The sequence below is a fragment of the Streptomyces sp. NPDC050121 genome, assembly GCF_044460385.1.
Classification (GTDB): Bacteria; Actinomycetota; Actinomycetes; order Streptomycetales; family Streptomycetaceae; genus Streptomyces; species Streptomyces soliscabiei.
Map to the genome: position 1 here is coordinate 63,859 of NZ_JBITJV010000037.1, position 12,532 is coordinate 76,390.

The 12,532-nt window shown below is 70.8% G+C and carries 10 protein-coding genes; 7 read left to right on the forward strand and 3 right to left on the reverse strand.

The annotated features are described in order from the left end of the window. Positions 1-21: 21 nt before the first annotated feature. Entirely contained in the window at positions 22-909 is an 888-nt protein-coding gene (locus ACIBTS_RS38535) for a helix-turn-helix domain-containing protein (protein ID WP_399325322.1), read from the reverse strand. Between the two features lie 177 nt (positions 910-1,086). Here ACIBTS_RS38535 and ACIBTS_RS38540 point away from each other — a divergent pair, with 177 nt between their 5' ends. Together ACIBTS_RS38540 and ACIBTS_RS38545 are read left to right on the forward strand one after the other, a co-directional pair. Next, positions 1,087-3,027, forward strand: a complete 1,941-nt coding sequence (locus ACIBTS_RS38540) for a maleylacetate reductase and hydroxyquinol 1,2-dioxygenase domain-containing protein (RefSeq protein WP_399325323.1) — start codon at positions 1,087-1,089, stop codon at positions 3,025-3,027. A gap of 70 nt (positions 3,028-3,097) precedes the next feature. After that, complete coding sequence (locus tag ACIBTS_RS38545; protein WP_399325324.1) at positions 3,098-4,858, forward strand: FAD-dependent monooxygenase; 1,761 nt, start codon at positions 3,098-3,100, stop codon at positions 4,856-4,858. 406 nt (positions 4,859-5,264) lie between these two features. On the opposite strand, the gene ACIBTS_RS38550 is transcribed toward ACIBTS_RS38545, so the two are convergent. After that, positions 5,265-5,387 carry a hypothetical protein gene (locus ACIBTS_RS38550; protein ID WP_319675515.1) on the reverse strand — a complete coding sequence of 41 codons (123 nt, stop codon included), beginning with the start codon at positions 5,385-5,387 and terminating at the stop codon, positions 5,265-5,267. Positions 5,388-5,873: 486 nt separating this feature from the next. Here ACIBTS_RS38550 and ACIBTS_RS38555 point away from each other — a divergent pair, with 486 nt between their 5' ends. After that, entirely contained in the window at positions 5,874-7,139 is a 1,266-nt protein-coding gene (locus ACIBTS_RS38555) for an MFS transporter (RefSeq protein ID WP_399325325.1), read from the forward strand. Between the two features lie 71 nt (positions 7,140-7,210). Here ACIBTS_RS38555 and ACIBTS_RS38560 read toward each other — a convergent pair whose 3' ends face one another. After that, a complete protein-coding gene (locus ACIBTS_RS38560) occupies positions 7,211-8,161 on the reverse strand; it encodes a LysR family transcriptional regulator (protein WP_399325326.1) in 951 nt (316 codons plus the stop codon). Positions 8,162-8,279: 118 nt separating this feature from the next. On the opposite strand from ACIBTS_RS38560, the gene ACIBTS_RS38565 reads away from it, so the two are divergent. The 4 genes from ACIBTS_RS38565 (at position 8,280) to ACIBTS_RS38580 (ending at position 12,525) form a co-directional block, all read left to right on the forward strand. Beyond that, on the forward strand, positions 8,280-9,266 hold the full coding sequence (locus tag ACIBTS_RS38565; protein ID WP_399325327.1) for a fumarylacetoacetate hydrolase family protein: 987 nt from the start codon (positions 8,280-8,282) through the stop codon (positions 9,264-9,266). Continuing rightward, the gene (locus tag ACIBTS_RS38570) at positions 9,263-10,222 is read left to right on the forward strand and encodes a cyclase family protein (RefSeq protein ID WP_399325328.1); all 960 of its coding nucleotides are present in this window, start codon (positions 9,263-9,265) and stop codon (positions 10,220-10,222) included. Before ACIBTS_RS38565 ends, ACIBTS_RS38570 begins: the two co-directional genes overlap by 4 nt. A 171-nt stretch (positions 10,223-10,393) precedes the next feature. Further along, complete coding sequence (locus ACIBTS_RS38575; RefSeq protein ID WP_399325329.1) at positions 10,394-11,530, forward strand: FAD-dependent oxidoreductase; 1,137 nt, start codon at positions 10,394-10,396, stop codon at positions 11,528-11,530. After that, positions 11,527-12,525: an amidohydrolase family protein gene (locus tag ACIBTS_RS38580; RefSeq protein WP_399325330.1), complete on the forward strand. Its 999-nt coding sequence runs from the start codon at positions 11,527-11,529 to the stop codon at positions 12,523-12,525. Before ACIBTS_RS38575 ends, ACIBTS_RS38580 begins: the two co-directional genes overlap by 4 nt. Positions 12,526-12,532: the final 7 nt, after the last annotated feature.

The window sequence follows — 12,532 nt, forward strand, 5'->3', positions numbered from 1 at the left end:
CCCTCGGCCCGCCGGCCTGTGTCAGCCCTCGCGGCGCAGTGCGGCCGGCGTCGTGCCGAAGTGGGAGCGGATCACTCGGGTCAGGTGTTCCTGGTGGGAGAAGCCGCAGGCGGCCGCCACCTGGGCGATGGGCATGGATCCGGCACGCAGGAGGCGGGCGGCTCGCTCCACGCGCAGCCGCACGAGGTACCGGTGCGGAGGGCACCCCGTGCGGGCCCTGAAACGCCGGGCGAACTGGCTGACACCGAGCCCCACGGCCGAGGCGAGGTCCTCCAGCGACAGCGGCTCGGAGAGTCGGGCGTCCATGAGTTCCCGAACGGCCGTGAACTGCCGGTCGCTCAGGCCCACTTGGCGCCGCGTCGGTTCGGCGACGAGATGCCGCACGCTGTGGCGGCGGGCCAACTGGGCCGCGGTCATCAGCGCGAGCTGATCCGCATAGGTGCTCCCGCTGGGCTCCCAGCGCCGTACGACACCGTCGAGCGCCAGAACGAGCTGCTCCAGCAGCGGATCCGTGGTGCCGAACTCCTCCTTCAGCCGCACCGGCCGGCCGTCCCCCGCCGTCTCAGCCGTCGCTTGGAGGGCCGCGTCCGACAGGTAGACGTGCACCGTGTTCAGATGACCGCCGAGTTCCACGTCCAGCTCCGTGTCGGCCGGATGCAGGAACAGACCGCCGGGCGGCACCTGCCGTGCGGCCGTCAACCCCCGGCGTCCCCTCCGCACCGTGACGGGGCCGTCGAGATGCAGGATCACCAGGTGGCTGTCGGCTCCCTGGAAGGCGTCCCGATACGGCAGTTCCCGTTGCGTCGACAGATACAACTGTTCCCAGCCGAGTCCCGCGCTGGTGCGGACGGGACGCACCCCGGGCCGCGTCAGGATGCCGTGGGTGTCACCGAGGCCCATCTCGCTCATGAGGCCCTCCCTCGGGACACGGTCCTGCTGCCCTCCGGCACAGACGGGCAAGCACGGACCGAGCCGCAGCCGACGCCGTTTTCGTGCAAGGTGATGCGGAGATTATGCAGGAACGGCCGGCGCACGGGCTCGAATACTGCGGGAGACCCCAGACCCCGCAGCACGGAGAGCACCTTCATGAGGAGTTTTGTGCACACCACCGGCCCGAGCCGGGTCGTCTTCGGCACGAGTACGCTTCCGCAGGTCCGTGATGAGGTCGAGCGGCTCGGCGGGTGCCGGGTACTGCTCCTCTCCGACGGATCACCGTCCCTGCGCAAGGCCACCGAACGGCTCCGCGAAGCCCTGGGCGGCTTGGTGGTGGCCGAGTTCGACGGCGCGGCCATGCACACGCCCGTCGAGGTGACCGAGCGGGCCCTGGGCCTGCTGCGCGAGCGGGACGTGGACTGCCTGGTGGCGATCGGCGGCGGTTCGACGACCGGTCTCGCGAAGGCGTTGGCGGTCCGCACGGATCTGCCCCAGATCATCGTGCCGACCACCTATGCCGGTTCCGAGGTCACCCCCGTGCTCGGCGAGACGGTGGACGGCCGCAAGGTCACCCGGTCCTCGCCCGCGATCCTGCCGGAAACGGTCGTGTACGACGTCGAGCTCACCCTCGGGCTACCGGTCCCGATGTCGGTGACCAGCGGTGTCAACGCACTGGCCCACGCCGTGGAAGCCCTCTACTCACCGGACGCCACTCCGGTCACCGACGCCATGGCCCTGGAGGCGGTCGCCGCCATCGCCCGTGCCCTCCCCGCCCTCCACGACGACCCGTCCGACCTTCAGGCGCGGGCGGAACTGCTCCAGGCGGCGTGGCTGGCGGGCACCTGCCTCGGTGCCGTCGGCATGGGACTGCACCACAAGCTCTGTCACACGCTGGGCGGCACCTTCGGTCTCCCGCACGCCGAGACCCACACCGTGGTCCTTGCGCACGCCATGGCGTACAATGCGCCCGCCGCACCCGAGGCGATGGACCGCATCGCGCGCGCCTTGGGCGTGCCCGACGCCCCCACCGGCATCTTCGACCTGATCCACCGGGTCGGCGGCCCGACGTCGCTGCGGGGTCTCGGCATGGCGGAGGCCGACCTGGACCGCGCGGCGGAACTGGCCACCGCACAGCCGTATCCGAACCCGCGCGAGGTGACCCGCGACGGCATCGCGGACCTGCTGAGGAACGCCTGGCAGGGCGGGCGTCCCCATGTCACGGTTCCCGACCTGCGCCCGCTGACCGACGAGGTCGCGGCGAGCTTCGACGGCTGCGCGAACCCGCGCCTGAAGCAACTGCTCACCGATCTCGCCCGCACCCTGCACGCCTACACGATCCGCAACGACCTCACCCCGCAGGAGTGGCAGCGGGCCATCGACTTCCTCACCGAGGCCGGCCACATCACCACCGACACCCGGCAGGAGTTCATCCTCCTCTCCGACACCCTCGGCGTGTCCAGCGTCGTCGACGCCCTCGCCAACTCCCGTAACCCGCACACCACTTCCTCCGCGATCCTCGGCCCCTTCTACGTGGCCGGGCCGCCTGCCGCCGAACACGGCAGCGACATCGCCGCAGGGCTCACGGGCACGCCGACGTGGGCGGACATCCAGGTGACCGACCAGGAAGGGGAGCCGGTCGCCGGTGCCGTGGTGGACGTGTGGCAGTCCAACGAGGACGGCTTCTACGACGTCCAACTCCCGGACCTCGACGGGCCGGTGCTGCGCGCCCGGTTCATTACGGATGCCGCCGGCCGGTTCACGTTCTGGTCGATCCTCCCCTCGGAGTACCCGATCCCGGACGACGGACCGGTCGGCAGGATGCTCTCGGCCGTGGGACGCCATCCCTACCGCGCCCCGCACGTGCACTTCCTGATCGACGCCCCTGGCCACCAGCCGCTGATCACCCAGCTGTTCGTGCGTGGCGGGGCCTACCTCGACGGAGCCCCCGGGCAGCGGGATGCCGTCTTCGGCGTCAAGGACGACCTGATCACCGACTTCGTCCGGCGGACCGGTCCGACGCCCGACGGTCGGCCCATCGACGGTGAGTGGCGCCTGCTCGAGTTCACCTTCCGCATTGCGCGCCTCGGCAACTGAGCACCCCTCGGGTGCCGCACAGCACGCAACCCCCTGACGCGTTTCACCCAGCTTCCCGGAGACAGACAGCATGAGCACGCCTGAGAAGTACGACACCGACGTCCTGGTCATCGGCAGCGGACCCGCCGGCGGCACCGCGGCACTGCTGCTGGCCACCTACGGTGTGCGCACCCACCTGGTCACCAAGTACGGATGGCTCGCCGACACCCCGCGGGCCCACATCACCAACCAGCGCGCCATGGAGGTCTTCCGCGACCTCGGCATCGAGCAGGAGGCGCTGGAGAAGGGCACACCGAGCCATCTGATGGGCGACACCGTGTTCGCCACCTCCCTCCTCGGCGACGAGATCGGCCGCATCCGCACCTGGGGCACCGGTGACGAGACCCTGACCGAGTACGCCTCCCAGAGTCCCTGCGAGATGATCGACCTCCCGCAGACCTACCTGGAGCCCATCCTCCTGTCCAACGCCGCCAAGCGGGGCGCCGTGGTCCGGCTGAACACCGAGCTGATCGACTTCGAACAGGACGCGGACGGCGTGACCGCGCGCCTGCGCGACCGGCCCAGCGGCACTGAACACACCGTCCGCGCCCGCTACATGATCGGCGCCGACGGCGGCCGCAGCATCGTCGCGGACAAGCTCGGTCTGCCGATGGAAGGGCAGATGGGCAAGGCCGGGAGCATGAACATCGTCTTCAGGGCCGACCTCACGCAGTACGTCGAACACCGCCCCAGCGTCCTGTACTGGATCATGCGCCCGGGTGCCGACGTCGGAGGAATCGGGATGGGCCTGCTGCGCATGGTCCGGCCCTGGAACGAGTGGCTCATTGTCTGGGGCTACGACATCGACAACCCCCCGCCCGCGCTCACCGACGAAGCTGCGGCAGCGATCGTCCGCGACCTCGTCGGCGACGACGAACTCGACGTGCAGATCGACAGCGCCTCCCTGTGGACGGTCAACCACGCCTACGCCACCCGGCTGCACGTCGGCCGCGTCTTCTGCGCCGGGGACGCCGTCCACCGCCACCCGCCGTCCAACGGCCTCGGCTCCAACACCTCCGTCCAGGACTCCTACAACCTGGCGTGGAAGCTGGCGGCCGTCGTCAAAGGCCACGCCGGGGCCGAGCTGCTGGACACCTACTCCGACGAACGAGCCCCGGTCGCGAAGCAGATCGTCGAACGCGCGAACCTCTCCCGGGACCAGTTCCTGCCCCTGTTCGAGGCTCTCGGCGTCGTGGGCGGCGACGAGGAGGGCATCACCAAGGCGCTGCACGCGGCCCGGCAGCCGGACGCCGACGGGGCGAAGAAGCGGCGGGCCATCCGCGAGGCGATCGAACTGAAGCACTACGAGTTCAACGCCCACGGCGTCGAGCACAACCAGCGCTACAAGTCGGGCGCCGTCATCCCCGACGGCACAATCGAGACGATCTCCAGCGACGGAGAACTCTTCGGCCACCCCACCTCCCGCCCCGGCGCGAAGCTGCCGCACGCCTGGCTCGTCGACGGCAAGGGCGGGCGGATCTCGACGCTCGACCTGGTCGCCAGGGGCAGCTTCTCGGTCGTCACCGGCCTCGCCGGAACATCCTGGGCGGACGCCGCCGACATCCTGGCCCGGGAACTCGGCCTGGACCTGCGCGGTGTCGTCATCGACCGCGACGCCCACGACGCGTACGGCGAGTGGAGCCGCCGCGCGGAGATCGACGAGGAGGGCGCGCTGCTGGTCCGCCCGGACGGATACGTGGCCTGGCGTACTCCGGAGGGCGCCACCGACATCACCGAGGCGACCGATCTGCTGCGGCAGGCACTGACCGCGGTGCTCTGCCGATCCGCGTGACGTGTGCCGCCGCGCTGTCTTGAGGGCGGCGTGATCGCCGTGGCCGCGGCCTGGGGTCGGGTATGCGGTCCGGCTGTCGTGGGGTGGGCGGTACGCGGTCGGTATCTCCCTCGCGGCCGGCCCCGACGTCTCAGGCTCTGGGGGAGGGCCGTGCCGCTCGCTGCACATCCACGCCGAGGATGGTCATGGTCAGGGGGGCGACAGATCGGACGGACGCGCCGGGGAGGGCTGCCGCGGGTCAGCGGCGGTGCCACGGCGGGGCGGACAGGTAGGTGTCCTCCTCGTCGGCTCGTTTGAGGGATGCGGTGATCGCCGCGGTGATGTCGGCGAGCTGTTCTGTCTGCACGGGCTGAGTGCCCCGAACACCGCGCGACGGAGGGCGGCCACATGTCTGGGGCCGCCCTGGTCAGAGCTCCATGCCGACGTCGGTGCGTACGGCCGGTCGTACGTGGCCGGACTCCTCCAGGCGGATCACCGCACGCGTGAACCTGCTGCGCGTGAACGTGAGCTGCCCGGTGAGCGAGGACATGCCCGGAGCAGGCCATGAACTTGATCCCGGCTCGCATTTCGGAGCCATCGGCTGGGTGGCCGTCCATCGCGCGGCCAAGAACCCCGCAGGACTGCTGCGATGGCCCGTGCCCGTCGTCGCGGACGTCTCGTCCGTGCCCGACCTGGCCCTGCTCGGTGGGGACACGCCCGGCAAGGGCCGTAGTCGCCTGCCGGCGCGTCCTGCCGCTGCCTGTCCCGTGACGCTTCCCGGGACACAGCTGTCTGCGCATGCCCTGAACAGTGCTGTCACCACGCTCATCCACGGTGTGGATGAGCCGGATACGAGATTCGAATCGCCCGAGGGATGGCAGCGGGGCCGCGGGCAGCCCATAGTCGTCCCGACCCGCACGTACTCGTACGCCGCTGTCCGGATCAGCGGCCGACATGCGGCCACTCCCAACATGCCGTGCGCCGTCGGTGCCCCTAAGGCATGTCCCCCTTCCGTACGCCGTCCCCTGGAGTCGCCATGCCTGGTTCCGTCCCGCCGTCCGCGACCGCGGTCGACGATGTCGCGTCGCTGCCCGTCGCTGTCTCCGGCCCGGCCCATCTGCTGCGCGTGTCCCTGCTGATGGCGGGCAGTTGCCTGCCGATCCTCGGGGCGGTGCTGATCGCTCCGGTGCTGCCGAAGATGCAGGACCATTTCGAGTCGACCCCGGCTGCCAAGGCGCTGGTGCCGTTGGCGCTGACCGTTCCGGCGCTGGCACTGGCGCTGCTGGCCCCCTTCGCCGGAGTGATCGTCGACCGGCTGGGGCGCAAGCGCCTGCTGATCGTGACGACTCTCCTGTACGCCGTTTTCGGAACGGCCCCGCTCTATCTGGACTCCCTCGGCGCGATCATCGTCAGCCGTGCCCTGGTCGGCGTCGCCGAAGCCGCCATCATGACGTGCTGCACCACGCTGATCGGCGACTACTACAACGGTGCACGGCGGGTGAAGTACCTCGCCCTGCAGACCATGTGCGCTTCCGCGTCGGCCACCGTCTTCTTCGTGATCGGTGGGGCCGCCGGGTCGGCGGGCTGGCGGGTGCCCTTCTGGGTGTACGCCGTGAGCCTGGTGCTCGCCCCGCTGATGGCGACCGCTCTGCCCAACCCGGCTGCCCACGCCACCGTTGGCGAGCTCCCGGCCGAGGCGGAAGTCCGCCGCCGCTTCCCGTGGCGGCGGTTGCGGGGCATCTGCGCCCTCACCTTCTTCGGGGCGATGGTCTTCTACGCCGTCCCGGTCGAGATGTCGTACCTGCTTGACGACCTCGGGGTGGAGAACTCCGGTGTCATCGGCCTGGCCACCGCGGTGTCGAGCGCCGCCACCGTGGGCGGAGCCGTCACCTTCGCCCGGCTGAAGCGATCCCCGGACCCGATGCTGCCTGCCGTCCTCGTGCTCTGCGCGGTCGGTTTCGGGGTGATGTTCCTGGCGGGCAACGCTCCGCTGCTGGTCGTCGGGGCCGTGATCAACTGCGTGGGCACGGGCATGTTGCTGCCCGCCCTCCTCACCAGTGCCATGTCCCGGCTGGCGTTCGAGGACCGCGGTCGAGGAACGGGGTTGTGGATGGCGGCCTTCTTCGGCGGTGAGTTCGTCTGCCCGCTGGTGCTGCTGGCCGTGGAGTCGGCGGTCGGCAGTCTCGCGGGTGCGGTGGGTGTGCTGGGGCTGGCCGCCGCCCTCGTATCCGCCGGCCTCCGTGTGGCCCGCCGCCGCGCCGGTGCCGTCGCCCCCCGGCCGCTGCCGGAGCAGACGGCCTGACGGACGTACTCTCCATCGGGACTGCCACGATGTGCCGCAGCGCGGTTGCCGCGCCATCGTGGCCAGTCGTGTCAGCGCGACGCATCCCCGCGCCCCTCGAGGACGTCGCCGTCGCCGTTGGTCATCAACGTCGCCCCCACCTCCTCCGCCTTCCGCCGCAGCCAGATGTGCGCCGCGTCCTGGGCGTGCACCGGGTGCCACCACATCGCCTCCTGCACCGGTACGGCCTCGAACGGGAAGGGCAGGACGCGTACCGCGGCGGCGCGGACCGCCGTGCGGGCCAGGCGTTCCTGGATCATCGCGATCCGGCGGGTGCCCTCGATCATGTGGGGCAGCAGCTGGAACGTCTGCACGGAGACCTCCACCCGGGGGCTGATGCCGAGCATGCTCAGCTGGCGCACGGCCGGGGCGTCGTACGGGCGCTGGTAGACGGCCCAGGGCAGCCGGGCCAGATGGTCGAGGGTGAGTTCATCGCGGACCTCGGGGTGGTCGTCGGCGACCAGACACAGCCAGCGGTCGCTGAAGAGGTCGACCGCGGGCAGACCGTCGATGACGCCGTGCGGCATCAGCAGTCCGTCGACGGTGCTCAGCACGGTCGCGGCGTTCTCCACGACGGAGGGCGCCGGGTGCTGGAAGGCGAGCCGGATTCCGGGTGCCTCCCGGTGCAGGGCGCGGGCCAGGGCGGCCCCGAACACGGCCGCGCCGTAGTCCGATGCGAGCAGCGTGAACTCGCGGGTCTCGGCCGTCGGATCGAAGTCGGCCTGGCTGGCGAAGACCCGCTCCAGCAGGTCGCACGCGGTGGCGCTGCGGTCGCGCAGGGCGGTGCCGAGCGGGGTCAGCTCGTAGGAGTTTCCGGTCCGGGCGAGCAGTTCGTCGTCGAAATGGCGGCGCAGCCGGGACAGCGCCGCGCTCATCGCGGGCTGGCTGAGTCCGATGCGCTCGCCGGCCCGGGTGACGTTGCGTTCCTCCAGAAGTGCGCGGAGGGCGACGACCAGATTGAGGTCGAGACGGGACAGGTTCACCGGACACCACCTGGACAGAGAGGTATTCGTAGCGTGGATGTGCGTCATCCACAGGATTCATTTCCACGATCTGATGATCCAGGTCAGAGTAGACCGCAACTCAGCGGGAGGAAATCTCATGGCAACGCACGCGCAACCTGTCGGCCCGTTCGCGCTCGGCACGCTTTCCGCGGCTGACGGGAGACGGTTTCCCGGCCTGGCGGTCCGGGACCGGGTGCTGGACCTGAGCCAGGCTCTGGCCTGGGAGCCGACCGATGTGCGTTCCGTGCTGGAACGGTGGGAGGAGACCCTTCCCGTTCTGCACACCCTCGCGGGCGAAGACGCCCTGGAGTGGCAGCGGCTCGACAGTCTGAGCGTGCATGCCCCGGTGGAACCCCGTCAGATTTTCCAGTCCGGTGCCAACTACCGGCAGCACGTGATCGACCTGGAGGTCGCCCACCGCTCCCCGGACGACCCGCGTACGGTCGAGGAGGCGCGGGCGGAGATCGCGGCGGTGATGGACCGGCGGGCGGCGGAGGACCTGCCGTACGTGTTCATCGGCCTGCCGAGCGCGATCACCGGCCCGTACGACGACGTCTTGCTCCCCGCCTGGGCCACACAGCCGGACTGGGAACTGGAGCTGGCGGCCGTCATCGCCAGACCCGCCCACCGGGTCTCCGTGGAGGAGGCGCTGGAGTACGTCGCCGGGTACACCATCGCCAACGACCTCACCGACCGGGCCACCGTCTTCCGCCGGGACATGAAGGCCATCGGCACGGACTGGCTGCTCAGCAAGAACGCGCCCGGCTTCACGCCGCTCGGCCCGTGGATCGTGCCCGCCGCCTCGATCGCGGACCCGGGTGACCTGCGGGTGACGCTGAAGCTGAACGGCGAGACCATGCAGGACGAGTCGACCAAGGACATGCTCTTCGGCATCGCCCGCCTGGTGTCGTACATCTCGCAGACAGCCCGGCTGCTGCCCGGTGACCTGGTGCTGACCGGCAGCCCGGCCGGCAACGGCATTCACTGGGGGCGGCTGCTGCGCGACGGCGACGTCATGGAGGGCTCGATCACCGGACTGGGCGTCCAGCGCACCCGCTGTGTCGCCGAGGAGGCAGACGCATGATCGACCGTACGGATCCCGAAGGCGCGATCGCCGAGGCCGCCGAGAAGTACTCCAACTGGGGCCGTTGGGGCGAGGACGATGTCCTCGGCACCCTCAACTTCCTCGACGAGGCCAAGCGCCGTGAGGGCGCGGCGCTCGTACGCCGGGGCGTGAGCTTCTCGCTGTCCCAGCGGTTCGACATGAACGGCCCGCAGAAGGGCTGGCGGCGTCGGACCAACCCCGTGCACACCATGCTCGACACCGGCACCGACGCGGCTCTCGGCAACCAGGGCTTCCCGCACGGCATCGGCGGCGCAGACGACGTGATCGCGATGCCGCTGCAGTGTTCCACCCAGTGGGACGGGCTCGGGCACATCTTCGACCACGGCAAAGCATGGAACGGGCGGAAGGCCGAGAAGGTCGTCACCTCCGACGGCGACCTCGTCACCGGCATCGAGCACATGGCGCCGTACGTCGCCGGGCGCGGCGTCCTGCTGGATGTGGGCCAAGCCCTCGGCACGGACGGCCAACTGCCGGACGCGTTCGCGATCACCGCGGAGCACCTGACCGGGACCGCCGAGGCGCACGGGGTGAGCGTGGGCCGCGGGGACATCGTTCTCGTTCGGACCGGGCAGCTGGCTCGCGTACGGCGCGACGGCTGGGGAGACTACGCGGGCGGGCCCGCGCCGGGTCTGTCGTTCAGCACGGCCGGCTGGCTGCACGGCAGCGAGATCGCCGCGATCGCCACCGACACCTGGGGCTTCGAGGTCCGGCCCAACGAGTTCGAGAACGCCTTCCAGCCGCTGCACCAGGTCGTCATCCCCAACATGGGCCTCCTGATCGGCGAGATGTGGGACCTCGACGCGCTCGCCGCGGACTGCGCGGCGGACGGCGTGTACGAGTTCTGGCTCACCGCCGCACCTCTGCCCATCACGGGCGCCGTCGGCTCCCCGGTCAACCCGATCGCCGTCAAGTAGCCCGCAGAACCGGCCGGATGCGTCCTCCCCGGACAGCAGCGGCGCATCCGGCCCCCACCCGCTCCACCCGCCGACGGGTGATTCACCAGAGCCCCTGGCCCGCCCTCCCGGCGGGCGAGCCGCACCCCCGCCGCCCGAAGCCGCGCGGCCCAACCTCGGGAGGATCCCGACATGGCAGACAGCCCGACATGCAGAGTCCTCGTCATCGGCGGCGGCGCCTCCGGCAACGCCGTGACCATTCTGCTGAGCCGCGCCGGCATCACCGTCGACCTCATCGAGGCCAAGCCCGACTGGAACGCCACCACCGGCTCCGGCATCACTCTTCAGGGGAACGCCCTGCGCGTGCTGCGCGAACTGGGAGTGTGGGAGCAGGTGAGCGCCTCCGGCTTCCCCTTCGGCACGCTGGGCATCACCACGCCTGACGGCACCGTGCTGCACGTCGCCGAGGACATCAGGACCGGCGGCGACGACCTGCCAGCAACCCTCGGCATGCAGCGCCCCCAGCTCCAGCAGATCCTCATCGACGCCGTCCGCTCCTCCGGCGCCACCGTCCGCCTGGGCACCACCGCCGAGTCCCTGGAGCAGGACGCCGACGGTGTCGCGGTGCGCTTCAGCGACGGCACCGAGGGACGCTACGACCTGGTGATCGGAGCCGACGGCCTGAACTCCGCCACCCGCGCCGCCATCGGCATCACCGAGAAACCCGAGCCGACCGGCATGGCCATCTGGCGCATCACCGCCCCGCGCCCCGAAGGCCTGGAGCGCAGCGACCTCGCCTACGGCGGTCCGGCCTACATCGCCGGCTACACCCCCACCAGCGAGAACACCATCTACGCCTTCGTCGTCGAGGGATGCCGCGACCGCACCTCCATCGACGCGGCCACCTACGCCGACGAGATGGCCCGCCTGGCGCAGGCCTACGGCGGAGTCTGGCCAGAGATCACCAAGCACATCACTGACCCGACGAAGGTCAACTACACCTGGTTCGACCGGCTGCTGTTGGAGGGCTCCTGGCACCGCGGCCGGGTCGTGCTGATCGGCGACGCCGCTCACTGCTGCCCGCCCACCATGGCCCAGGGCGCGGCGATGTCCCTGGAGGACGCCCTGGTGCTCGCCGAGCTGCTCACCAGCGGACGGGGCTGGGACAGCGAGCTGCTCCAGAGCTACTACGAGCGCCGCATTCCTCGGGTGCGGACCGTCGTCGAGGCGTCCGTGCAGATCGGCCAGTGGCAGCTGGACGGCGTGCGTGACGCCGACATCCCGGGGCTGATCGGCCGCACGATGAACTCCCTCAAGGAACTGCCGTGACAGTGCCCACCGTGGATGTGCACGCGCACGTCCTGCTACCCGAGGTCGACGCCCTGGTGGCGGACCTGCCGGGATTGGCCGAGGCCCGTGCCCTCGACGCCCGCCGCAACGGTCCGGCGGCCCTCGCCGTCAGCGGCCCCATGGTCCGCGAGCGCGCCCCGAGGATGATCGACGTCACCACGCGGCTCGACGCGATGGACGCCCAGGGGGTGGACGTACAGCTGGTCAGCCCGTCTCCCTCGCACTACCACTACTGGGCGGACGAGGAGACGGCCGAGAAGGTCTTCCGGCGTGCGAACGAGGCGACGGCCGCCCACTGCGCCCAGGCTCCCGGACGGCTGCACGGACTCGGCCTCGTCCCCCTGCAGCACCCCGAGCTGGCCGTACGCGCCCTCGAACACGCTCTGGAGCAAGGCCTGTTGGGCGTCGAAATCTCCAGTCACGCCCCTGGCCGCGAGCTCTCGGACGCGGCGTACGAACCCTTCTGGTCCCGCGCCGAGGAGACCGGCGCGATCCTGTTCCTGCACCCCTTCGGCTGCACCCTCGACGAGCGCCTCGACCGCTGGTACCTGTCCAACGTCGTCGGCCAGCCGGTGGAGAACGCGGTCGCGCTGTCCCATCTGATCTTCTCCGGGGTGCTGGACCGTCATCCGGGGCTGAAGCTGATCGCCGCGCACGGTGGCGGCTATCTGCCCACGCACATCGGCCGCTCCGACCACGCCTGGTCCGCCCGCTCCGACGCGGGCGCCGGCTGCGCCCACCTGCCCAGCAGCTACCTCAAGCGCCTGTACTTCGACTCCCTCGTCCACGACCCGCACGTGCTGCGGGAGCTCGTCCGGGCGGCGGGCGCGGACCGAGTGCTGCTGGGCTCCGACTACGCCTTCGACATGGGCGCCGAGGACCCGGTCGCCGCCCTGCGCGCCGCCCGGCTGCCCGACCCCGACTTCCACGCCATCCGCGGCGGAAACGCCGCCGCACTTCTCAACCTCTCCTGAGGAGGTC

What these genes read in the sequence shown, in the direction of transcription:
- ACIBTS_RS38535 (WP_399325322.1), bottom strand. Translation starts at nt 909, where the DNA reads ATGAGCGAGATGGGCCTCGGTGACACCCACGGCATCCTGACGCGGCCC.
- ACIBTS_RS38540 (WP_399325323.1), top strand. Translation starts at nt 1,087, where the DNA reads ATGAGGAGTTTTGTGCACACCACCGGCCCGAGCCGGGTCGTCTTCGGC.
- ACIBTS_RS38545 (WP_399325324.1), top strand. Translation starts at nt 3,098, where the DNA reads ATGAGCACGCCTGAGAAGTACGACACCGACGTCCTGGTCATCGGCAGC.
- ACIBTS_RS38550 (WP_319675515.1), bottom strand. Translation starts at nt 5,387, where the DNA reads ATGTCCTCGCTCACCGGGCAGCTCACGTTCACGCGCAGCAGGTTCACG.
- ACIBTS_RS38555 (WP_399325325.1), top strand. Translation starts at nt 5,874, where the DNA reads ATGCCTGGTTCCGTCCCGCCGTCCGCGACCGCGGTCGACGATGTCGCG.
- ACIBTS_RS38565 (WP_399325327.1), top strand. Translation starts at nt 8,280, where the DNA reads ATGGCAACGCACGCGCAACCTGTCGGCCCGTTCGCGCTCGGCACGCTT.
- ACIBTS_RS38570 (WP_399325328.1), top strand. Translation starts at nt 9,263, where the DNA reads ATGATCGACCGTACGGATCCCGAAGGCGCGATCGCCGAGGCCGCCGAG.
- ACIBTS_RS38575 (WP_399325329.1), top strand. Translation starts at nt 10,394, where the DNA reads ATGGCAGACAGCCCGACATGCAGAGTCCTCGTCATCGGCGGCGGCGCC.